The following is a 20,969-nucleotide window of genomic DNA, read 5'->3' as shown; positions in this document are numbered from 1 at the left end:
CTCGTGGATCAGCACGGTGTCACGCCCCGAGCCAGCGGCGGACGCACGCCACGAGGTCGATGGCGTCCACCGGCTTGGTGACGTAGTCGCTCGCGCCGGAGGCCAGACTCTTGTCCCGGTCCCCCGGCATCGCCTTGGCGGTGACCGCGATGATCGGCAGGTCCGCGTAGCCGGGCGTCCGGCGGATCTCGGCGGTGGCGGCGTAGCCGTCCATCTCGGGCATCATCACGTCCATCAGGATCAGATCGATCTGCGGGTGGGCGCGCAGCGTCTCGATGCCCTTGCGGCCGTCCTCGGCGTGCAGCACGTGGATGCCGTGCAGCTCCAGGATGCTGCTGATGGCGTACAGATTGCGGACGTCGTCGTCCACGACCAGCAGGGTCCGGCCCTGGAGACGGTCGTCGACGGTGTCTGCCGTCTGGTGGTGCGTCCTCTCCGCGCGTACCAGCGGGACGACGTCGCCGGGCTGCTCGGCGGACAGGTGCAGAGCGATGCGCTCCCGCAGTTCGTCCAGGCTCGACATCACCTCCAGCGGCCTGCCCTCCGCCCGGGCCTGGAGAGCCTCCTCGTGCTCCCTGGTCAGGCGGCGGCTGTTGTGGGCCAGCACGGGGATGTTGAGCAGGGCCTCGTCGCCGTCGCTGGCGTCGAGGAAGGTCCAGGCCTCGCCGTTGTCCATGTCCACGTCGAGGACTACGCAGTGGAAGGGCTGGGTGGCGAGGGCCGACGCCGCCTCGTGGGCGCCGATGACGGTGATCACTTCGTGGCCGGGCTGTCCGGTGACGTCGGGGCGGCCGGTGAGGTTGCCGACGGCGCTCTCCGCGACCAGTGACAGCAGCCCGCGCTGCCGGTGCTCTATCACCAGCAGGCGCCTCGGCGCGGGCGCCGGGGTGTACGCGGCCGCCCCCGGCGCCTCCTTGCCCTCCGGCAGCACGACGAGTTCCCTCGCGGCGGCGGCCTCACCCGGCGGGAGGCTCCTCGCGCCCTCCGCCTGCCCGTCGTCGAAGGCGATGGGCAGGTAGAGCGTGAAGGTGCTGCCCTCGCCGGGTGCGCTCTGCGCGGTGACGGCGCCGCCGAGCAACTGGGCGATCTCACGGCTGATGGACAGCCCGAGCCCCGTGCCGCCGTACTTGCGGCTGGTGGTGCCGTCGGACTGCTGGAAGGCGCCGAAGATGGTCTCGAGCTGCTGGGCGGCGATGCCGATGCCGGTGTCCTCGACCCGGAAGGCCACCACGGGCGCGCCGTGCCGCAGGAGCGCCGGCACCTCGCCGTCCCCGGCCACCTCGATGCGCAGTTCGACGCTGCCGCGCTCGGTGAACTTGATGGCGTTGGAGATCAGGTTCCGCAGCACCTGCCGCAGCCTGGCCTCGTCGGTGAGCAGGTCGCCGGGTGCCCCCGGTGCCGTGGTGATGGTGAAGCCGAGGCTCTTCTGCGTGGTCATCGGCCGGAAGGTCGACTCGATGTCGTCGAGCAGCGGACGCAGGGCGATCCGCTCCGGGTTGACGTCCATCTTGCCGGCCTCGACCTTCGACAGGTCCAGGATGTCGTTGATCAACTGCAACAGGTCGGAGCCCGCCGAGTGGATGATGCCCGCGTACTCGACCTGCTTGGGGGTGAGGTTGCGCGTGTGGTTCTGGGCGAGCAACTGGGCCAGGATGAGCAGGCTGTTGAGCGGCGTACGCAGCTCGTGGCTCATGTTGGCCAGGAACTCCGACTTGTACTTCGACGCCAGTGACAGCTGCTGCGCCCGGTCCTCCAGCTCCTGGCGCCCCTGTTCGATCTGGAGGTTCTTCCCCTCGATGTCGCGGTTCTGTGCGGCGAGGAGCTGGGCCTTCTCCTCCAGTTCGGCGTTGGAGCGCTGGAGTTCCTCCTGCTGTACCTGCAACTCCCCGGACCGGGCCTGGAGTTCTCCGGCCAGGCGCTGGGACTCCTCCAGGAGTTCGTCCGTGCGGGCGTTGGCGAGGATGGTGTTGACGTTGGCTCCCAGTGTTTCCATGAGCCGTTCGAGGAGGTCGCGGTGGATGGGGGTGAACGGCGTGAAGGAGGCCACCTCGATCACGCCGAGGACCTGTTCCTCCACCACCAGGGGCAGCACGATCAGCCCGCCGGGCGTGGCCTTGCCCAGGCCGCTGGAGATGCCGATGTAGTCGCCGGGCACCCCTTCGGCGGTGATGACGCGGCGGCTCCGGGCGGCCTGCCCCACCAGTGACTCACCCAGCTTGAAGCGGTCGTGGCCGTCGACTCCCACGGGCCGGCCGTAGGAGCCCACCAGGTGCAGCTCCATGCCGTCCGGGCCTTCCTCCGCCAGGTAGAACGCGCCGTACTGCGCGGAGACCAGCGGGGTCAGCTCCTCCATGACCAGCTCGGCCACCACCGCGAGGTCGCGGTGGCCCTGCATGAGTCCGGAGATGAGGGCGAGGCTGGACTTCAGCCAGTCCTGTTCCTGGTTGGCCCGCGTCGTCTCGCGCAGCGACCCGACCATGGCGTTGATGTTGTCCTTGAGCTCGGCGACCTCCCCGGACGCCTCCACGGTGATCGACCGGGTGAGGTCGCCCTCGGCGACCGCGCTGGCGACCTCGGCGATGGCGCGGACCTGCCGCGTGAGGTTCCCGGCGAGTTCGTTGACGTTCTCGGTCAGCCGCTTCCAGGTGCCGGAGACGCCCTCCACCTCGGCCTGGCCTCCCAGCCGGCCCTCGCTGCCGACCTCGCGCGCCACCCGCGTCACCTCCGCGGCGAACGCGGACAGCTGGTCGACCATGGTGTTGATGGTGGTCTTCAGCTCCAGGATCTCACCGCGCGCGTCGACGTCGATCTTCTTCGACAGGTCGCCGTTGGCGACCGCGGTCGTCACCAGCGCGATGTTGCGCACCTGGCCCGTCAGGTTGTTCGCCATCGAGTTGACGTTGTCGGTCAGGTCCTTCCAGGTGCCCGCCACGTTCGGCACCTGTGCCTGGCCGCCGAGGCGGCCCTCGGTGCCCACCTCGCGGGCCACCCGCGTGACCTCGTCGGCGAACGCCGACAGGGTGTCGACCATGGTGTTGATCACCTGTGCCAGCGCGGCGACCTCGCCCTTGGCCTCCACCATGATCTTCTGCGACAGGTCGCCGCGGGCCACCGCGGTGGCCACCTGGGCGATGGAGCGCACCTGCCCGGTGAGGTTGCCCGCCATCACGTTGACGTTGTCGGTGAGGTCCTTCCACGTACCGGAGGCGCCTCTGACGTCGGCCTGGCCGCCGAGGCGGCCCTCGGTGCCCACCTCGCGGGCCACCCGCGTGACCTCGTCGGCGAAGGCCGACAACTGGTCCACCATCGTGTTGATGGTGTCCTTCAACTGAAGGATCTCACCGCGGGCGTCCACAGCGATCTTCTGCGACAGGTCGCCGCGGGCCACCGCGGTCGCCACCTGGGCGATGGAGCGCACCTGCCCGGTCAGGTTGCCCGCCATGAAGTTCACGGAGTCCGTCAGGTCGCGCCAGGTGCCGGAGACGCCCTTGACGTCGGCCTGGCCGCCGAGGCGGCCCTCGGTGCCCACCTCGCGGGCCACCCGCGTGACCTCGTCGGCGAACGCCGACAACTGGTCCACCATCGTGTTGATGGTGTCCTTCAACCGCAGGATCTCACCGCGGGCGTCCACCGTGATCTTCTGCGACAGGTCGCCCTGCGCCACCGCGGTGGTGACCTGCGCGATGTTGCGGACCTGGTCGGTGAGGTTGCCCGCCATGAAGTTCACCGAGTCGGTCAGGTCGCGCCACACGCCACCGACGCCGGGCACTTGCGCCTGACCTCCCAGGCGCCCCTCGCTGCCGACCTCGCGGGCCACCCGGGTGACCTCGTCGGCGAACGACGACAACTGGTCCACCATCGTGTTGACGGTGTCCTTGAGTTCCAGGATCTCGCCCCGTGCGTCGACGTCGATCTTCTGCGACAGGTCCCCCCGGGCGACCGCGGTCGCCACCTGGGCGATGTCGCGCACCTGGGTGGTGAGGTTCCCGGCCATGGCGTTGACCGAGTCGGTCAGGTCCGCCCAGGTCCCCGAGACCCCCGGCACTTCCGCCTGTCCTCCCAGGGTGCCCTCGGTCCCGACCTCGCGGGCCACCCGGGTGACCTCCGAGGTGAACAGGGCCAGTTGATCGACCATGCCGTTGAAGACGGAGGCGATCTCGCCCATGAGGCCGTCCGAGCCGTCCGGCAGCCGGGAGCCGAAGTCCCCGTCGCGCACCGCCGTCAAGCCGGCCAGCAACTGGCGCAGCTCCGGCTCACCGGCCTCTCCGGCGGCGCTCGCCGTTCCCGCCCGTGGCGCCGGGCACGACGCGTCGACCGACGTCTCGGGCATGACACAACCTCGTTCCGCAATGACAACCGGCAGTCGCGACGCGGCTTGCGTGAACCTGATCCGGCTACGCCCCCCACCGCCGACGAACTGTTTCCATGGAGAAACCGTTCGTACGGTACTCGAAATCCTCCGGGGCAGGGGCGCAGCCCCCGGACACGATCGATTCCCGGTCCCCCCGGGCCGCGCGGACGACGGGCGAGGCCCACCGGTTCGAGCGGCGGGCGCTCCACCACGGTGGCGTGACCAGTGCGGACGAACGGGTGCGACCGGCGGACCGGGACTGCGCGTACGGCGCCTTTCCGTTTACGCGCGCGCCGGATTCACACTCCGCACTCCCTCGCTTTGCCACGGTGTGATTCACTGGTGCCGCAATCAATTTACGTAAGCACCGATCAAGCTTACGCAAGCACCGATCAAGCTTGACACAGCGATCACACCGAAATGATCACTTCGGCGTGACGTTCGGCTCGGAACTGATATTCGGAGTACTCAGCATGGGCGCGCATTCCCCCTTGCCGCGCAGGCCCCAGGACGCCGCCCGCACGCTGCGCGTGGTGCTGGAGAGCCTGGAGTCCCTGTGGGAACGAGAGCGCCAGAACCACACGTCCCATCTCGTCTCGGCCTCCCAGCTACGGGTCCTGTACGTCCTTGACACCTCGGACGGAGTCAATCTGCGGGACCTGGGGGAAGCCCTCGACTCGGCACCCTCGGCCCTCAGCCGGCTGTGCACACGACTGGAGGCGATGGGATTCGTCCGGCGTACGCCGAGTCCGCAGAGCGGCAGGGAAATCGAACTCCATCTGACGCGTCGGGCCACCGACTATCTGACGGAGTTGCGGCAGGGGCGGGAGCGCGCCTTGGCCTCGGTGGTGGACACGATGACTCCGGCACAGCGCGAATCACTGATGGCGAGCGCGGAAATTCTCCGCAGGGCCGTACACCGTCATTCCGCGGGTCCCGCCGACGGGCTGCCCGCACGTTCCGCCTGAAGCGCCCACGGCCGGGCGTCGGCGGCGTCCCCGGCCGCTCGGCGTCGCCCGAGCCAGTCGACGCACAGCACGACCGCGTCGTCCGACAGCGGCGACTCCCCCTGGTGGTGGGCGAGCGCGTCGAGCAAGGCCGCGGGGACCTGGGCGGGCGGAAGCATCCGCGTACGCCGCACCGCCCGCTCCAGGCTCCGTTCTCCGTAGACCTCCCCGGCCGGTGAGACAGCGGAGTAGACACCGTCACTGGCGATCAGCAGGCGGTCCTTCGGCTCCACCCGCATCTCCTCCGTCCCGTAGTGCGTGTCCCCGAACATCCCGAGTGGCATCTGCGCGTCGAAGCCCACTCTCGTCAGCGTCCCCGCGCGCAGGCGCCACAGACGCGGCGATCCGGCGTCGACGACCTCCACCTGCCCCGTGGCCAGCGTGAAGCGCAGCAGGAGCATCGCCACGTGCGCGCTCCCCCGGTGCTGGGCGTACACCGCCTCACCGGCGAGGGACGCCTGGTCGGCCAGCCCAAGACCCGCCCTGCGCGCGTTGCGCACGGCGGTGACGGCCAGGCTGGTCAGCAGGGCGGCGTCCATGCCCTGCCCCATCCCGTTGACGACGGCCACGGTCAGGTGCTCCGACGAGACCGACCAGTCGAAGCCGTCCCCGAACACGGCGTACGCCGGTTCGAGCTGGGCCCCGAGCTCGAATTCCTCCTTCACGACGGAGCGGCTCGGCAGCAGCAGCCACTGCATCTCGGCGGCGAGCGTCAGGCGCTCGGCCCGCCGCTCGATCTCGTACTGATCGGTCTCCCGGCCCGCCAGCAGGATCTCCCGGGCCAGGACCGTGCCGATGTGCCGCAGGTCCGCCCGTACGGAGACCGAGAAGGAAGGGGCGGGGGCGGTCACCGACAGCACACCCATCCGGTCGCCGCGGAAGGTCACGGGAAGGTGCAGCGTCGTCCCGTCGTCGCCGTCGGATGCGGCATGGGGCTCCTGGGAGCCGAAGGCGCGGCCCTGCGGGCTGTTGGCGACGGGTACGGGTTCCGCGCCCTGGGCGGGCGGCTCGACCGACTGCAAGGAACGCATCGCGTAGTCCACGAGCCGCAGCTCCACCGCGCTCGCGCCGTAGTGCTGCCGCAGGGCACTCGTCAACGCCTGCACCAGCAGGTGAGGCGCCGAGCACGTCAGCGCACGCTCCACAGCACGGGTGCCGTCCATGGCGTTCCTCTTCTTCTCATGGGTGCCGTCCGGTCACACCTCCTGGTAGCCGACACCCGCCATGCGTGGTCGGCCGCGAGAACGCCGGGGCGGTCCGGTCGACGGCAGTCTGCCAGGCTTCGGCAGCACGTGGGCGCCATCGCGCCCGGCCGCCCGCCGGCAGTGCGGTCACGGCCGCGACGGCCCGCTTTTGGAGCGGACGGACCTTGATCCATAGGATCCGCTGATGATCACCAGAAAACGGTTCGCGGTGGGGCTCTGTGCCCTGTTCGCGGCCCTGAGCACGGGGCTCGCCCCGACCGTCGCGTACGCGGCCGACGATCCGGACGACTCCGGGACCGCCGAGGGCGGGGCGAAGCCCAAGGTCGAGCTCGTGCTCGACGTGAGCGGTTCGATGCGGGCCCGCGACATCGACGGCAAGAGCCGGATGGCCGCCGCGAAGCAGGCCTTCGACGAAGTCCTCGACGCCACCCCGAAGGACGTCGAGCTGGGCATCCGCACCCTCGGCGCCAACTACCGCGGCGACGACCGCAGGACGGGCTGCAAGGACACCGAGCAGCTCTACCCCGTGGGCCCGCTGGACCGCAGGGACGCCAAGACCGCCGTGGCGACGCTCTCGCCCACCGGCTTCACACCGATCGGCCCGGCCCTGCTGAAGGCCGCCGACGACCTGGAAGGCGGCGAGGGTTCCCGCCGCATCGTCCTCATCAGCGACGGCGAGGACACCTGTCAGCCCCTCGACCCGTGCGAGGTGGCGCGTACGATCGCCGCCAAGGGGATCAACCTCACCATCGACACCCTCGGCCTGGTCCCGAACACCAGGATGCGCGCCCAGCTGAGCTGCATCGCGGAGGCCACCGGCGGCACCTACACCTCCGTACGGCACACCGACGAACTCACCGACCGGGTGGGCCAGCTGGTGGACCGCGCGGCCGATCCCGTCGTCAACCCCGTCGCCGTGACGGGCGCCGACCGGTGCTCGGCCGCGCCGGAGCTGAAGCCCGGCCTGTACTCCGACCGCGCCGGGTTCGGCGAGCACCGCTGGTACCGCGTGGACGTGGCTCGGGGGAAGGAGCTGCGCGCCTCGGTGAGCGTCGGCGCCGACCGGGCCGTGAACAACGACTACGGCGTGCTGTTGCGCGCGGTCACCGAGCACGACCGCGAGATCGTGCGCGGCTCGGAGGCGGGCGACGGCCGCACGGACGTCATCTCGACGGGTCTGCGCCACCCCGAGCCCGAGCGTGACGACGACGCGGCGGACGACGAGGAGACGGTCTGCCTCCAGGTGTCGCACTCCTACTCGCCCGCCGCGGGCGCCGCCGCCAAGGGCAAGCCCGGCCTGCCCGTCGAGCTGGCCGTCGACGTCGTGGACGCGCCCGACGGCTCCTCCGACGTCGCCGCCTTCGGCCTCGGCCGCGGCTGGTGGCTGCTCGGTGCCCTGGTGCTCACCGGCTTCGTGGGCGGTGTGCTGTGGGGCTGGCTCGCACGCTGGCGCGTCGCTGTCTGGAGGACGAACTGATGCGTACGAAACGTCTGTCGGCGGCCGTGGGGCTGCTCGGCATCTGCGCACTGCTCACCTCGGGGACCGCCTTCGCGGCCTCCGGCAGCGGTGACGGGGCGGGCGGGAACGGCAAGGACCGGCGCGCCGACGCGGGCACGTCCTTCCGTACGGCGACCGGCATCGAGCAGGGCCGGAAGGGCACGGCCGACGCCTCCACGGGTGACTACCTGTACTGGTCCTTCCCGGCGGACTCCGGTCAGCGGCCCACGGTCGAGGCGACCGTGAAGCTGCCGGAGTCCGCGTCGGGCGCGTCCGGCGCGAAGTGGCGGATCGACGTGTACGACGGCCTGAGGCGGCGTCAGCCCTGCGTGTACGGCATGCAGGCGCGTCCGGCTGCCGCCGGCCCGGTGAAGCTCGCCTGCACCCTGCGCACGGTGCGCGCCTGGTCCGATCCGTGGTCCGACGACCCGCTGCCCGGTACGTACTACGTACGCCTGACAGCGACCGGCCTGCGCACCGCCGACCTGGGCCAGCCGGTCACCGCCGAGATCGAGGCCACGTCGAAGGACGTCGGCGGCGCGGCGGCGGTGGACGGCACCCTGGGCGCCCCACTGGTGCCGGGCACCGAGCGCTCCCCCGCCGAGCCCGAGGACGGCTGGTCGTCGGGCTGGTGGACGGACCGCTGGATCTGGACGGGGGCGGGAGGAATCCTGGCGGCCCTGGCGGGCGTGGGCGGCTACACGCTGACGCGCGGCAGCAGAGCGGTTCCCAGCCCGTAACCGGGGGCACTTCCAGGCGCTTCCAGCCCGCAACCGGGGGCGTTCTCAGCCCGTCCGGCGTTTGAGGACGAGGCGCGGAGCGCCGATGAGCGGGGGCCCAGGGGGCGGCAGCCCCCGGTTACGGTGAAGGGGTGGGCCCGGGGCGCCCCGCGAGGGCCAGGACCCACCCCTTCACCCCGCCCGCAACGCCTTGGCGAGGGCACCCTCCCCGCTGACGACGATCCGCCCGCCCCGCACCCCCTCACCCACACCGAGCACCCCGCGCCCGACCTCCACGGCGGCCCCCGCGTCCAGGACCATCCGAGCGTCGGGCACCCCGGGCGCGGGCCCGTCCCCGTACGAGACGACACCGTCCCCACCCACCCGTACGTGGAACCCGCCCTCCGGCAGACACACCTCCAAGAGCCCCTCCTCCAGGGCGACGCCGTCGAGGAGCGGCAGGGCGAACCAGTGCGCCCGCACCGCGTCCGTGGGGGCGCGGTCCCCCAGGTCGTCGGCGCCGAACCGGGCGAGCGCCCGCAGCACGGGCAGCAACTCCCGCCCGCGCGGGGTGAGTTCGTACACGTACGCGGAGACCGGCGCGGGCAGCCTGCGCCGCTCGGCGAGGCCCCCCTGCTCCATGTCCTTGAGCCGCGAGGCGAGCACGTCCGTGCTGACGCCGGGCAGATCGGCGTGCAGGTCGGTGTAGCGGCGGGGCCCGGCGAGCAGCTCCCGGACGATCAGCAGGGTCCAGCGGTCGCCGACGGCGTCGAGGGCGCGGGCGGCGGCGCAGTACTGGTCGTAGCTTCGGCGCGGTCGAGCGGGCGGTCGAGGTGGCATGCGCCGCAGTCTAGACAAGTCGTTGGACTTTCCAAGCGGCAGCTTGGTAAAACCAAGTATCGCACGCCACGGGAGGCACACCGCATGGAGTTCCGGCAGTCGAGCAAGCTCAGCGAGGTCTGTTACGAGATCCGGGGCCCGGTCATCGAGCACGCGGACGCCCTGGAGGAGGCGGGCCACAGCGTGCTGCGCCTCAACACCGGCAATCCCGCGCTCTTCGGCTTCGAGGCGCCGGAGGAGATCGTCCAGGACATGATCCGGATGCTGCCGGGCGCGCACGGCTACACGGACTCGCGCGGCGTCCTCTCCGCCCGCCGCGCCGTGGCCCAGCGCTATCAGGCACTCGGCATCGAGGGCGTCTCCGTGGACGACGTCTTCCTCGGCAACGGCGTCTCCGAGCTGGTCACGATGGCCGTGCAGGCCCTCGTCGAGGACGGCGACGAAGTCCTGGTCCCGGCCCCGGACTTCCCGCTGTGGACGGCCGTGACGACCCTCTCCGGAGGGAAGGCCGTGCACTACCTGTGCGACGAGCAGGCCGACTGGTACCCGGACCTCGACGACATGGCGGCGAGGATCACCGACCGCACCAGGGCCGTCGTGATCATCAACCCGAACAACCCGACCGGCGCGGTCTATCCGCGCGAGATCCTCGAAGGCATCCTCGACCTCGCGCGCCGGCACGGCCTGATGGTGTTCGCCGACGAGATCTACGACCGGATCCTGTACGACGACGCGGTGCATCACAGCGTGGCCTCGCTGGCCCCCGACCTGGTGGTCCTGACCTTCTGCGGGCTCTCCAAGACCTACCGGGTCGCGGGCTTCCGCTCCGGCTGGCTGGTGGTGACGGGCCCCAAGCAGCACGCGCGCGACTACCTGGAGGGCCTGACGATGCTGGCCTCCATGCGCCTGTGCCCCAACGCGCCCGCCCAGTACGCGATCCAGGCGGCACTCGGCGGCCGCCAGTCCATCCACGACCTGACCGCGCCCGGCGGCCGCCTGTACGAGCAGCGCGACCGCGCCTGGCGCAGGCTGAACGAGATCCCGGGCGTCTCCTGCGTGAAGCCCAGGGGCGCCCTCTACGCCTTCGCGCGCCTCGATCCGAAGGTGCACCCGATCCACGACGACGAGAAGTTCGTCCTCGACCTGCTGCTCCAGGAGAAGATCCAGGTCGTCCAGGGCACCGGCTTCAACTGGCCGCGCCCCGACCACTTCCGCATCCTCACCCTCCCGTACGCTGACGACCTCGACGCGGCGATCAGCCGCATCGGCCGCTTCCTGAGCGGATACCGCCAGTAGCCCGACGTACGGCGCGTACACCGAGGACGCCGAAGGCGCGATCCGGGGCCTCGTCCACGCGCCGTTCGCCGCGTACGCACGCGAGGTGCACGCCCGGGCATCGATGCGCTCACCCGTACGGCGGAGCTGGCCCCGGCCGTCTTCGAGACGTTCTTCGCGGGGCGCGGCGTGTCCATGGTGGCCGGGGGCGGGCCGCTCACGCGCTGACATGTGCTCATGACAGAACGTCATCCGAGCTGTCAGGATGGCGCGATGATGCATTCGGGCAGGGTCGCCGTCGTCGGCGGCAGCGTCGCGGGCTGCGCCATGGCGCTGGCGGCGCACCGCGGCGGTGCGGACGAGATCACGGTGTACGAGCGGGCCTCGGGCCGCCTCGCGGAGCGCGGCGTCGGGCTCGCGGTGCACAACTCCCGCTACGTGGAGCTGGAGTCGGCCGGGTACATGGACGCCGACATGCCGTGGGTGCAGCTCGAGAGGCGCCGGTGGTACGTCCGCGACGAGCGGGCGTCGAGCCCGCTGGGGCACGAGATCGGCTCCATGCCGTTCCCCTTCCGCACCTACAACTGGGGCCCGCTCTGGGGCGAACTGCGGCGCCGGGTGCCGGAGTCCGTGGAGTTCCGCACCGGCACCCGCGTCGAGGCCGTGCGCTCGGGGCCCGTCGGCGCCGAGGTGGACACCGCCGGGGGCACCGAGCGCCACGACGTCGTGATCGGCGCCGACGGCTACCGCTCCGTGGTCCGCGCGTCCGCCCACCCCGGCCTGGACGCGCGGTACGCGGGCTATCTCGCCTGGCGCGGCGCGTACCCGCACGACCGGCTCGCCGACCCGCACCTGTGGGCCGAGGAGGACTGCGTGTACGTCGTCTTCGACGGCGGGCACGCGGTCGTGTACCGCATCCCGGACGGCGCGGGCGGCCACCGCGTGAACTGGATCCTGTACACCGCGCCGCCCTCGCCCCTGGACGCGGGCCCGGGCTTCGCAAGCCCGACGAGCCTGCCTCCCGGCGGCCTCAGCGACGCCCTGGACGCCCATCTCTCCTACGTGGCCGAGGAGCTGATGCCGCCCTACTGGGGCGCCCTGGTGCGCGCGACCCGGGCCGAGGAGGTCGCCCTCCAGCCCATGTACGACTACACGGCGCCCCGGTACGCCAGGGACCGGGTGCTGCTCGCGGGCGACGCGGCGACCGTCGCGCGGCCGCACACCGGCGCGGGCGCGGTGAAGGCACTCCAGGACGCCACGGTCCTGGAGTCCGCCATCGTCACGGCGACGACCTGGCCCGAGGCCCTGGAGTCCTACGACACCGACCGCACGGTGGCCGGCCGCACCATGGTCGACCTGGGCCGCCGCCTCGGCCACGCCCTGGTCGAGCACACCCCGCGCTGGCGCGGCCTGGACCAGGCGGGCCTGGAGTCCTGGTGGAAACAGGCGGACGGGACGGGCGCGTTCGGCGGCCGGGAGCTGCGCCCGACCTGAGGGGCGGGGCCCGAGGGCCTGAGGGGGCGCAGGGGCGGCCGGAGCGCCGGGGCCGTCGGCGCTGCCCCCCGGCGCTCCGGCCTGCCGTCAGGCGGTGCCGCCGCCCCGGCGGTAGTGCAGGATGCCCCAGGTGATGTGCCCGTCGCGCCCGGCGGCGACCCACCGTGCGAGCCCCAGCTTCATCTGCGTGAGGTAGTCGTGGCTGACGAGCCGGGCGAGCCCGTCGGCCTCCTGCCGCTCGGTCTCCTCAAGCACGCGCGCGTAGTGCGTCACCAGCTCCGCGCGGTGCTCCTCGAACCCGCTCCCGGCAGGGGTGAACCCGAGGCGGGCCAGCTCACGTGCGTAGAACCCGGGCGATCCCATGTCGTCCAGGTGGATGCGGTCGAGGATCGGCTGGAGCACACCGGGCGGGCAGTCGTCGTCGGCCATCGGGTCGGTGAAGATCACCTGCCCGTCGGGCCGCAGCACCCGGGCGATCTCCTCAAGGACCCGTACCCGGTTGCCGCTGTGCAGGAAGGCGTCCTGCGACCACACGACGTCGACCGAGGCGTCCGGGTGCGGGATGTCCTCGAAGGACCCGTCGACGACCTCGATGAGGTGGGACAGGGACCGGCGCCGGTTCAGCTCCTTGTGCCGCTCGTTCTCCACCTCGCTGAGGTTGAGCGCGAGGACGCGGCAGCCGTACGTCGACGCCAGGTAGCGGGCGGAGCCGCCGTAGCCGGAGCCCAGGTCGAGGACGACGGTGTCCGAGGTGAGGTCCAGCTTGGCGGCCATCTGCTCGACGGTGCGCCGGCTGGCGTCGGCGATGGGCTCGCCGGGACGCTCGTAGAGGCCGATGTGGATGTCCTCGCCGCCCCACACCTCGGCGTAGAAGGCGTCGGCGTCGGCGGAGTTGTAGTAGGTGCGGGCGACGCCGACCGCGCCCGAGTAGCGCTCGTCCTGCTCCTCGTCCGCGCGGTACTCCTTCTCCGCGACGTGCACGAAGAAGTCGGGCTGCTCCCCTCGGTAGGTGTGCTGGAAGTCGCCGTAGGTCTCCACGTTCTGGAAGCCGACCTCGGACATCAGCCTGCGGGTGTAGTCCTTGCGCAGCGGGAACATGTTGAGGTGGTAGACGGAGTCGTCCGGGAAGCTGTACCGCATGCGGACGAGGCCCTCGTCGACGTACTCGGGCTCCACGGAGACGTCTTCGCCGCAGTAGTAGTAGGTGTGCTTGCTGGTGTAGCCGTCGTCGAGGATCGCGTCGTAGTTGCGCTGGTCGAGCACGAGGATGCCGTCGTGCTTGAGCATCGCGTAGAACTCCGCGAGCGCTCTGCGGCGGTCGCGCTCCGAGAACAGGTGCGTGAAGGAGTTGCCGAGGCAGACGATCGCGTCGTACTCCCCGTGCACGTCGCGGTTGAGCCAGCGCCAGTCCGCCTGGACGACCCGCATCACGTGCCCGTCCTCCATGCCGTTGGCGAAGGCCGCCGCCAGCATGTCCGCGCTGCCGTCCGCGCTGACGGTGTCGAACCCGGCGGCGAGCAGCCGCACCGAGTGGAACCCGGTGCCGGTCGCGACGTCGAGCACGCTCTTCACACCGCGCTTGCGCAGCAGGTCGATGAAGAAGTTCCCCTCGCTCTGCGCCCTCCGCTCCCAATCTATGAGTGAGTCCCACTTTTCGACGAAGCTTGGTACGTATTCCTCCGTGTAGTGGCCGGTTTCTCGCACTTCGACAGGGTTATCGCCGAATTTCTGAGCCGGATGCACGTTGAACACCCTTCGACTTCAATGAGGGATGGCCAGGGATGGCCTGGGCACATCGCTATCCAAAGCCGGGGACCGCCATACATGCGGATTTCGTATACATACGCGGAGCTGAGGTTCCGCCCGTCAGAACAGGACCGTCGACACCATGGGTGATCTTCTTCTCGTCCGGCACGGTGAGACCGCGTGGTCGCTGTCCGGGCAGCACACCGGGGTCTCGGACATCCCCCTCACCGACAGGGGCCGTGACCAGGCGCGTTCCATCGCCTCGCTCATCGGCAAGTACCGCGTCGACGCGGCGTTCACCAGTCCGCGGTCGCGGGCGCGGGAGACCGCGGAGCTGGCCGGGTGCGGGGACGCGCGCGTCGACCCCGATCTCTGCGAGTGGGACTACGGGGCGTACGAGGGGATCACCACCGTGGAGATCCATCGGACCCGGCCCGACTGGTTCCTGTTCACCGACGGGGTGGCCCCGGGGCCGCCGGAGCATCCCGGTGAGAGCCCCGAGCAGGTCGGGGAGCGGGCCGACCGGATGCTCGCGAAGGTCGACGCCGCGCTCACCAACACCGAGGGCAGCGTCGTCCTCTTCGCCCACGGCCACTTCCTCCGCGTCCTGACCGCCCGCAGGCTCGGCTTCCCCCCTGCGGCGGGCGCCCACTTCCAGCTCGCCACCGGCACGGTGAGCCGCCTCGGCTACGAACACGGCCGCCCCGTCCTCGCCACGTGGAACCTACGCCCCTGAGCGGGGCTCGTACCTGCGCGGGGCGCCCCAGACCCGCCCCTTCTCCGAAACTGGGGCTCCGCCCCAGACCCCGCTCCTCAAACGCCGGAGAGGCTGAAATTCTCGCCGGTGCGGCAAGGTTCCAGCCCGTCCGGCGATTGAGGACGAGGCGCGAAGCGCCGATAACGGGGGTCCAGGGGGCGGAGCCCCTTGGTTACGGGAAGGGGGCGGGATCGGGGGCCCCCGGCAAGGACCGACCGGGCGGCGGATTGCCCGCGCGGCACGGCGCGGCTGCCCCCCGGGGTACCCCAAGGGCACTGCCGGTCCCGGGCGCGGTGGCGTACAACGGGCTGAGGCCCGGGACGGGTTCGGGCCCTGCCGACCCATCGGCCACGAGCTGGACCACCTCAGGAACAACCTCCAGGGCGTCCCCGAGACGGGCAGGGACAACGGCGCCGGAACCCCTGTCACCGACCCGGACCAGGGGTCGGAGCGGCAGGCCGGGACCAACGGCGCCGCCTACGCCGCGGGGGCGCGCCTCGCGCCGTCTATCGTCGCCCAGCGCGCGGCCGGCACCGCGGCGGGGCCCGGCGACCGCGAGGACGAGGCGCACGGCGCGGCGGGCGGTGTGCCGGGCGGGCCCGTGCGGCGCCTCGCGGTCGACGACCACGGGAGCACCGTCCGCCGCGCCTGACCGGCGTGCTTCGGGTCGGTACGGTGCCGTCGGCGGTGGGGCGGGTGTCGGTGCGGGAGGGCGAGTGTCAGTGGGGCGAGGCACTATCGGAGCATGGCGAAGCCGACGACACCCGCGCAGCGGCGGATCATCGCGGCGGCGGACCCGGCCACGGGCCGCCTGCCCGGCACGGAGGCGCAGCTGTCCGCCCTGGTGCGGCTGCGCCTCGCGTTCCGGCACCCGCGTCCGCCGCACGCGTATTTCCTGACCCCGGCCGGGCACCGGGTGCGTGACGAGCCGGTGGACGCGGAGCCGGAGACGGCGCCCGTGGAGCCGGTGCCCGGCGTGTTCGCCGCCCGCACGGGCACCGCGGCGGACCCGCCCGGCGGTGCGGGCCCGGCGCGGGCGCGGGAGGTGCGGGACGCCTGGCTCGGCCTGGTCGAGATGCGCCGGATGACGAACGCCGACGGCGACCGGGAGCGGCCGTGCGCGTGGGAGCGTACGCATCTGGTGCAGGCCGCGGCGATAGCCCTGGAGGCGGCGGGGCGCGTCCCCGCGGGGCCCGGCCGCGAGGGGTATCGCGTGACCGTGACCCCGCAGCCCGACGCCGTCGAGGTGCGCGAGCCGACGGCCGAGGGCGTGCGCGCCTGCGGGGCGGTCCTGGAGCGGGCCGGGTGGCAGGTCAGCGAGCACGGCGAGACCCGCACGGGCGTGCGGTACGTCCTGGCGTCGCCCCGCAGGACATGACGCGGCCGGGCGTCAGGAGGTGCGGGGAACGCCGAGGTCGTCCAGGAACGCGGTGTAGCCGCAGAGCCGGGCGGTGTAGTCGCGGATCAGGGCGACGCACCCGTCCAGGTCCTGGACGGCGACCTCGGGCAACTCCCGCAGGTACTGCCAGGGTTCGTCGGCGTCGCCCGGACGGAGCGCGTCGGCGCCCGCCTCCCCCGCAACGACGAACTTCCCGTCGAGCAGCGTCACCGACACCGACGTCCGGGCCTCGCGGCGCTCGCCGTGACGCGGGCCGCCCAGCAGGTCGAAGGACACGCCGACGACCGCCACGGGGTGGGTCGCGGGCGTCAGGAGCCCGCCGTAGCGCGGCAGGACGCCCGACTGGTGGGTGCGGAACTGCTCGTACCCGTAGGCCTGGAACTCGCGCACGGCTGCGGTGAGCGCGACCATGAGTCCGGCCGCCCCGGCGGCTGCGGCATCCATGGCCACAGGATAGGTCCGCCGCCCCGCCAGGACGGTCTCCGCGGCAGGAATGCCGCTGATCGCCGCACGGTTGAGAGTTCCGGCAGTTGCTGTGCGGTGTCGTCGAAAGGGTAGCCGTGTCCGAGCCGTTCTCCGTGAGCATCACCGTCCGTGGGTACGAGACGGATACGCAGGGCCATCTCAATCAAGCCGTGTACTTGCAGTACGCGGAGCACGCGCGCTGGTCGCTCCTGCGGGCGGCGGGCATCGAGCAGCGCGACCTGCTGGACAAGGGCGTCGGGCCCGTCGCCCTGGAGAACACCGTGCGGTATCGCAGCGAGCTGCACGCGGGCGACGAGGTCACGGTGTCCTGCGCGTTCGTGTGGAGCGAGGGGAAGACCTTCAGGATCGAGCAGACCGTGACCAAGGCGGACGGCAGGACGGCTGCCACGCTCTCCGGCGTCGGCGGCCTGCTCGACCTGAAGGAGCGGCGCATGGTGGCGGACCCGAGGGAGTACTTCAGGGCCCTGGCGTCGGACCCGCGCGTGCTCGGCCTCTGACCCCCCGCACCGGGCGCCGCGGGGTCCGTTCAGCCGCCGGGCAGGCTGACCACGGCCCACACCGTCTTCCCGACGGCCCGCGACTCGACGCCCCACCGTGCCGCGAGCGCCGCCACCAGGACGAGCCCGCGTCCCGACTCGGCGTCCGGTGGCGGCTGTTCGGGCCGCTGCGGCGGCCCGCACTCCGTACGCGTGTCGCTCACCTCGACCCGTACGCAGTCCGCGCGCAGCAGCAGGCGCAGCTGGAAGTCGCGGCCCGGTACGCGCCCGTGGGTCGCCGCGTTGGCCGCCAGCTCGGCGGCGATCTGGGCGACCGTGTCCGACAGTTCGCTGTCGTACGGGACGCCCCACCCGTCGAGGTGGAACCGCACGAGCCTGCGGGCCAGGCGGGCGCCGCGCGGGGTCGCGCTGATGCGCTGCGTGAACGTGTGTGCTGATGTGGGGGTTTGTACCTGGCGTGCCATGGCGCCCACGGTGACCTGTGGCTCTGTGGGACGGGAGGGGCACAACTCGTACGCTGAGTAATTGTACGAGTGCGAAGTGTGGACAGTACGCGTGACGTTCCGTGAGCATGGGCGCGTGACGTCGTCAAGCGCGCCCGGCACGAACGAGCCGGAGCCGAGCGAGGGCCTCAAAGCCTTCGGTGCGGCTTTGAAGAGCTTCCGCAAGCGGGCCGGGTACACGCAAGAGGCCCTGGGGCCTGAGATTGGCTACTCGACGCATTTCATCGCGTCCGTCGAGCAGGGGAGACGGTTCCCTCCCCCACGGTTCGTGGACCAGGCGGAGGCCACGCTGGATGCGTTCGGGACGCTGCGGTTGATTGTGCATCAGGTTTCCCGGCAGCGGGGGTTGGCCTCCTGGTTCAGGAGGTGGGCCCAGTTGGAGCAGGAGGCGATCACCCTCTACGCGTACGAGTGCCGGTTGATTCCGGGGCTGTTGCAGACACCTGCGTACGCGCAGGCGCTGTTCGCCAACCAATTGCCCCCGTTGGGCGACGAACAGATCCAGGCGCAGCTAGCGGCACGCATCGAACGCCAGAGGCTGCTCACAGAGCGCCCGAACACGGCGTACAGCTTCATCCTCGAAGAGCACTTGTTCCTGCGGAACATGGGCGGGCCTGACGTGACCCGGGAACTCATTGACCACGTGCTCACTGTGGCCGTACGGCGCAACATCGAGCTGCAAATCATGCCACTCGTGAGGGAGACCCACGCCGGACTGGGCGGGCCCATCAGGCTCCTGGAGACGCCGAGCAACAAGTGGTTCGCGTACTGCGAAGGGCAGGAGAGTGGGCAGCTCATCTCCGACCCGACGGTGGTCAGCATGCACCAGAAGCGATATGCCAGGATGCGCTCACAGGCTCTCTCGTTCGAGGAGTCGGTGAGCCTCTTGGAGCGGATGCGAGGAGCATGATGAGCACCCCCGAACTGACCTGGTTCAAGAGCAGCTACAGCGGCGGGTCCGGCGACGACTGCCTCGAAGTCGCACTCTCCTGGCGCAAGTCCAGCCACAGCAGCGGGTCCGGCGACGACTGCGTAGAAGTCGCCCCCTGCCCCGCCGCCATACACGTACGCGACTCCAAGAGGCCCGACGGGCCGAGCCTGACCCTGCGGCCGACCCCCTGGTCAGACTTCCTCACGCTCGTGCGAGCGGCACCGTAATCTCCTTCAGCCACGCCCGGCGGGCGAAGTCACGCGCCTTGATGACGACCTTGTCCCGGTGCACCTCCACCTGGAGGCCCTGGTTGAAGGAGCCGCCCACGGACACCTCGCCGCCCTTGCCGTCGTCGCGGAAGCCCGTCTGGATGGCGCCGGTGTTGACAACGGTGAACCCGCTGAGGTTCGCCGTGCCGGGGACGACGCGGCGTACCACCCAGTCGGAGAGGTCCAGGTCCCAGTGGGTGTGGCCGGAGAAGAGGAACACGTCGGGGTGGCGGCCGAGGATGCCGAGGAGGCGGTCGGCCTGGAGGTAGTCGCTGGAGTAGAGCTTGTTGCGGGTGCCGGAGACGGTGTTGGGCAGCGGGTGGTGGGTGACGACCATGACCGGCTTGCGGCGGCGTGACCAGTACCGCAGCCGGTCCTCCAGCCAGGTGAACTGGGCGTCGCTGATCCACACCTCGTCCCAGAGCTTCGGGTCGTGGAAGTGGGAGTACCGCTCGGTGCCGAGGGTGAGGACGGGCACGCCGCCGAAGGACGTCTCGGCCTGCACGGAGCCGCGCTTGGCGAAGCGGTAGAAGCTGCGGAAGAGGGAGTCCTCGGTGGTGCCGTTGGGCCAGGTGTCCTGCGCGAGGGTGTCGGGGTCGCGCCACTTCGGCACGTAGAACTCGTGGTTGCCGATGGCCCAGGCGACGTCCCGCGGGTGGGTGTGGCGCCGCAGTTCGGTGGCGACCTGCGCGTACTCGAAGTCGTAGCCGCGCGGAGTGATGTCGCCGGCGACGGCGAGGCCCGCGCTGCGCGGGTTGACCGCCGCCATGTCGTCCAGGGCGCGGCCGAAGTCGGCGAGGTCGCCCTGGATGTCGCTGATGACGTTGAAGCGGGTGACACCCCAGCCGTGGCCGCGCGTGGACGCCTGCTCGGGGGCGGCGGCATTGGCCTGCGGGGCGGCGGCGACGGCGGCGGTCGCGAGGGCGCCGCCGCTCGCGGCGAGGAGGGCTCTGCGGTCCATGGGGTGCTCCGGGTGCGTGAGGTGCGGGCGCTGCGTGAGGTGCGGGGGGCGCGTGGGGGCGGGGTGCTGCATGGCGTGCCGTCGTGAAGATCGCGGCACCGGGCGGCGCGGGCGCCACCGGCAGCGGGCGCGTACATGTACACGGCATGAACACGTACGGACCGTACGAACAGGCACCGCAGCTCGGCAGGCATCGGACGGCCGGAGCTGTGGCTCTCGTACGCCGTCACGGCCTTCGCCTTCGGCGCGGTGATCGTCACCTTCAGCTATCTCGCGCCCTTCCTCACCGAGGAGAGCGGCATCGCCGAGGGCGGGGTGCCCGCCGTGCTCGCGCTGTTCGGCGCGGGCGGGATGGCGGGACTCGTCATCGGCGGCCGCACCGCACGGGCGCACGCCGTCGGCACGCTCGCCGCGGGGCTCGGCGCCCTCGCCGTCGCCTCCGCGGTCCTCGCGCCCACCGCGCACTGCGCGCCCGTCGTCGTCGGCCTCGCCTTCCTGCTCGGCCTCGCCGGATACGTCACCAACCCCGCGCTCCAGTCGAGGACCGCGTCATCACCGCGGCCATGGACACCTTCTGGCGCCAGGGGTACGAGGGCACCTCCACCCGCGACCTGTGCGAGAGCACCGGCCTCGGCCCTTCGAGCCTCTACAACACCGACGAGGCCAAGGGGCGGCGCGGCTGCTTCGCCATGAACGCCGCGATGGAGGCCGCCGCCCTCGACCCGGACGTCAAGCGCTCCGTGCGGCGCTCCTTCGACCGGGTCGAGGACGAGCTGTGCGCGGTCGTCGCCGCGGGCCAGGCCACCGGCGAGATCACACCCGGGCGCGACGCCCGCGCCCTGGCCCGCCTGGTGCAGAGCACGTACTACGGCCTGCGCGTACTGAGCCGGGTCCAGGACGACAGGGCGGTCCTCGCCGGCACGGTGGAGGGCACGCTCGCGGCGCTGTGATCCCTTCGCCGCCGCGACGCGGGGCGGCCTTGCCGCGCCTGCCTTTCGATGCCTCCCGGCGTACGTCGTCGGCGCGTCCCG

At 71.6% G+C, this 20,969-nt stretch carries 18 protein-coding genes and 1 pseudogene; 12 read left to right on the top strand and 7 right to left on the bottom strand.

From position 1 onward, the window contains the following. Window positions 1-19 precede the first annotated feature (19 nt). Window positions 20-4,330, bottom strand: coding sequence for a HAMP domain-containing protein (locus tag ACH4DX_RS26040; RefSeq protein WP_398156935.1), 4,311 nt, complete (start codon window positions 4,328-4,330; stop codon window positions 20-22). Between the two features lie 494 nt (window positions 4,331-4,824). Between ACH4DX_RS26040 and ACH4DX_RS26035 the strand changes: the two genes are divergently transcribed. Next, window positions 4,825-5,319, top strand: coding sequence for a MarR family winged helix-turn-helix transcriptional regulator (locus tag ACH4DX_RS26035; RefSeq protein WP_398115253.1), 495 nt, complete (start codon window positions 4,825-4,827; stop codon window positions 5,317-5,319). On the opposite strand, the gene ACH4DX_RS26030 is transcribed toward ACH4DX_RS26035, so the two are convergent. After that, a complete protein-coding gene (locus ACH4DX_RS26030) occupies window positions 5,274-6,521 on the bottom strand; it encodes a PP2C family protein-serine/threonine phosphatase (protein ID WP_398156934.1) in 1,248 nt (415 codons plus the stop codon). The two genes, ACH4DX_RS26035 and ACH4DX_RS26030, sit on opposite strands and share 46 nt — an antisense overlap. A 226-nt stretch (window positions 6,522-6,747) precedes the next feature. On the opposite strand from ACH4DX_RS26030, the gene ACH4DX_RS26025 reads away from it, so the two are divergent. Both ACH4DX_RS26025 and ACH4DX_RS26020 read left to right on the top strand, forming a co-directional pair. Further along, window positions 6,748-8,040, top strand: coding sequence for a VWA domain-containing protein (locus ACH4DX_RS26025; RefSeq protein WP_398156933.1), 1,293 nt, complete (start codon window positions 6,748-6,750; stop codon window positions 8,038-8,040). Continuing rightward, window positions 8,040-8,801: a hypothetical protein gene (locus tag ACH4DX_RS26020; protein WP_398156932.1), complete on the top strand. Its 762-nt coding sequence runs from the start codon at window positions 8,040-8,042 to the stop codon at window positions 8,799-8,801. The genes ACH4DX_RS26025 and ACH4DX_RS26020 overlap by 1 nt, the downstream gene beginning before the upstream one ends. 171 nt (window positions 8,802-8,972) lie before the next feature. Here the strand turns inward: ACH4DX_RS26020 and ACH4DX_RS26015 are convergent, their stop codons facing one another. Further along, window positions 8,973-9,620, bottom strand: a complete 648-nt coding sequence (locus ACH4DX_RS26015; RefSeq protein WP_398156931.1) for a winged helix-turn-helix transcriptional regulator — start codon at window positions 9,618-9,620, stop codon at window positions 8,973-8,975. An 84-nt stretch (window positions 9,621-9,704) separates the two neighbouring features. Here ACH4DX_RS26015 and ACH4DX_RS26010 point away from each other — a divergent pair, with 84 nt between their 5' ends. Both ACH4DX_RS26010 and ACH4DX_RS26005 read left to right on the top strand, forming a co-directional pair. Next, a complete protein-coding gene (locus tag ACH4DX_RS26010; protein WP_398115262.1) occupies window positions 9,705-10,916 on the top strand; it encodes a pyridoxal phosphate-dependent aminotransferase in 1,212 nt (403 codons plus the stop codon). A gap of 252 nt (window positions 10,917-11,168) precedes the next feature. Beyond that, window positions 11,169-12,389 (top strand): FAD-dependent monooxygenase, encoded by a 1,221-nt coding sequence (locus tag ACH4DX_RS26005; RefSeq protein ID WP_398156930.1) that lies wholly within the window; start codon window positions 11,169-11,171, stop codon window positions 12,387-12,389. A gap of 87 nt (window positions 12,390-12,476) precedes the next feature. On the opposite strand, the gene ACH4DX_RS26000 is transcribed toward ACH4DX_RS26005, so the two are convergent. Beyond that, window positions 12,477-14,093, bottom strand: a complete 1,617-nt coding sequence (locus tag ACH4DX_RS26000; RefSeq protein WP_398115265.1) for a methyltransferase domain-containing protein — start codon at window positions 14,091-14,093, stop codon at window positions 12,477-12,479. A 184-nt stretch (window positions 14,094-14,277) separates the two neighbouring features. Between ACH4DX_RS26000 and ACH4DX_RS25995 the strand changes: the two genes are divergently transcribed. Further along, on the top strand, window positions 14,278-14,871 hold the full coding sequence (locus tag ACH4DX_RS25995) for a histidine phosphatase family protein (protein WP_398115267.1): 594 nt from the start codon (window positions 14,278-14,280) through the stop codon (window positions 14,869-14,871). A 766-nt stretch (window positions 14,872-15,637) separates the two neighbouring features. After that, the gene (locus tag ACH4DX_RS25990; protein WP_398156929.1) at window positions 15,638-16,270 is read left to right on the top strand and encodes a hypothetical protein; all 633 of its coding nucleotides are present in this window, start codon (window positions 15,638-15,640) and stop codon (window positions 16,268-16,270) included. 12 nt (window positions 16,271-16,282) lie between these two features. Here ACH4DX_RS25990 and ACH4DX_RS25985 read toward each other — a convergent pair whose 3' ends face one another. After that, a complete protein-coding gene (locus ACH4DX_RS25985; protein WP_398156928.1) occupies window positions 16,283-16,735 on the bottom strand; it encodes a hypothetical protein in 453 nt (150 codons plus the stop codon). 116 nt (window positions 16,736-16,851) lie between these two features. Between ACH4DX_RS25985 and ACH4DX_RS25980 the strand changes: the two genes are divergently transcribed. Then, entirely contained in the window at window positions 16,852-17,274 is a 423-nt protein-coding gene (locus tag ACH4DX_RS25980) for an acyl-CoA thioesterase (RefSeq protein WP_398156927.1), read from the top strand. Between the two features lie 29 nt (window positions 17,275-17,303). On the opposite strand, the gene ACH4DX_RS25975 is transcribed toward ACH4DX_RS25980, so the two are convergent. Continuing rightward, window positions 17,304-17,738 carry an ATP-binding protein gene (locus tag ACH4DX_RS25975; protein WP_398115275.1) on the bottom strand — a complete coding sequence of 145 codons (435 nt, stop codon included), beginning with the start codon at window positions 17,736-17,738 and terminating at the stop codon, window positions 17,304-17,306. Window positions 17,739-17,853: 115 nt separating this feature from the next. On the opposite strand from ACH4DX_RS25975, the gene ACH4DX_RS25970 reads away from it, so the two are divergent. After that, window positions 17,854-18,687, top strand: a complete 834-nt coding sequence (locus ACH4DX_RS25970) for a helix-turn-helix domain-containing protein (protein WP_398156926.1) — start codon at window positions 17,854-17,856, stop codon at window positions 18,685-18,687. Next, window positions 18,687-18,935, top strand: coding sequence for a DUF397 domain-containing protein (locus tag ACH4DX_RS25965; RefSeq protein ID WP_398156925.1), 249 nt, complete (start codon window positions 18,687-18,689; stop codon window positions 18,933-18,935). The genes ACH4DX_RS25970 and ACH4DX_RS25965 overlap by 1 nt, the downstream gene beginning before the upstream one ends. On the opposite strand, the gene ACH4DX_RS25960 is transcribed toward ACH4DX_RS25965, so the two are convergent. Continuing rightward, the gene (locus tag ACH4DX_RS25960) at window positions 18,910-19,938 is read right to left on the bottom strand and encodes a metallophosphoesterase family protein (protein ID WP_398156924.1); all 1,029 of its coding nucleotides are present in this window, start codon (window positions 19,936-19,938) and stop codon (window positions 18,910-18,912) included. The genes ACH4DX_RS25965 and ACH4DX_RS25960 overlap by 26 nt on opposite strands. Before the next feature lie 192 nt (window positions 19,939-20,130). On the opposite strand from ACH4DX_RS25960, the pseudogene ACH4DX_RS25955 reads away from it, so the two are divergent. Next, a pseudogene (locus tag ACH4DX_RS25955) lies at window positions 20,131-20,484 on the top strand (MFS transporter); the annotation flags it as partial. A 143-nt stretch (window positions 20,485-20,627) separates the two neighbouring features. After that, the gene (locus tag ACH4DX_RS25950) at window positions 20,628-20,888 is read left to right on the top strand and encodes a TetR family transcriptional regulator C-terminal domain-containing protein (RefSeq protein ID WP_398157001.1); all 261 of its coding nucleotides are present in this window, start codon (window positions 20,628-20,630) and stop codon (window positions 20,886-20,888) included. Window positions 20,889-20,969: the final 81 nt, after the last annotated feature.

The sequence above is a fragment of the Streptomyces sp. NPDC017940 genome, assembly GCF_044328435.1.
Taxonomy (GTDB): Bacteria; Actinomycetota; Actinomycetes; order Streptomycetales; family Streptomycetaceae; genus Streptomyces.
The sequence above is the reverse complement of the archived record's forward strand: the minus strand, read 5'-3'. Positions and strand labels throughout refer to the sequence as shown.

Bases quoted from the DNA above. Each gene is read 5' to 3' on its own strand.
- ACH4DX_RS26020 (WP_398156932.1), top strand. From the start codon at position 8,040: ATGCGTACGAAACGTCTGTCGGCGGCCGTGGGGCTGCTCGGCATCTGC.
- ACH4DX_RS26010 (WP_398115262.1), top strand. From the start codon at position 9,705: ATGGAGTTCCGGCAGTCGAGCAAGCTCAGCGAGGTCTGTTACGAGATC.
- ACH4DX_RS26005 (WP_398156930.1), top strand. From the start codon at position 11,169: ATGATGCATTCGGGCAGGGTCGCCGTCGTCGGCGGCAGCGTCGCGGGC.
- ACH4DX_RS26015 (WP_398156931.1), bottom strand. From the start codon at position 9,620: ATGCCACCTCGACCGCCCGCTCGACCGCGCCGAAGCTACGACCAGTAC.
- ACH4DX_RS25960 (WP_398156924.1), bottom strand. From the start codon at position 19,938: ATGGACCGCAGAGCCCTCCTCGCCGCGAGCGGCGGCGCCCTCGCGACC.
- ACH4DX_RS26040 (WP_398156935.1), bottom strand. From the start codon at position 4,330: ATGCCCGAGACGTCGGTCGACGCGTCGTGCCCGGCGCCACGGGCGGGA.
- ACH4DX_RS26035 (WP_398115253.1), top strand. From the start codon at position 4,825: ATGGGCGCGCATTCCCCCTTGCCGCGCAGGCCCCAGGACGCCGCCCGC.
- ACH4DX_RS26025 (WP_398156933.1), top strand. From the start codon at position 6,748: ATGATCACCAGAAAACGGTTCGCGGTGGGGCTCTGTGCCCTGTTCGCG.
- ACH4DX_RS25985 (WP_398156928.1), bottom strand. From the start codon at position 16,735: ATGGATGCCGCAGCCGCCGGGGCGGCCGGACTCATGGTCGCGCTCACC.
- ACH4DX_RS25995 (WP_398115267.1), top strand. From the start codon at position 14,278: ATGGGTGATCTTCTTCTCGTCCGGCACGGTGAGACCGCGTGGTCGCTG.
- ACH4DX_RS25965 (WP_398156925.1), top strand. From the start codon at position 18,687: ATGAGCACCCCCGAACTGACCTGGTTCAAGAGCAGCTACAGCGGCGGG.
- ACH4DX_RS25975 (WP_398115275.1), bottom strand. From the start codon at position 17,738: ATGGCACGCCAGGTACAAACCCCCACATCAGCACACACGTTCACGCAG.
- ACH4DX_RS25950 (WP_398157001.1), top strand. From the start codon at position 20,628: ATGAACGCCGCGATGGAGGCCGCCGCCCTCGACCCGGACGTCAAGCGC.
- ACH4DX_RS26030 (WP_398156934.1), bottom strand. From the start codon at position 6,521: ATGGACGGCACCCGTGCTGTGGAGCGTGCGCTGACGTGCTCGGCGCCT.
- ACH4DX_RS25990 (WP_398156929.1), top strand. From the start codon at position 15,638: ATGGCGAAGCCGACGACACCCGCGCAGCGGCGGATCATCGCGGCGGCG.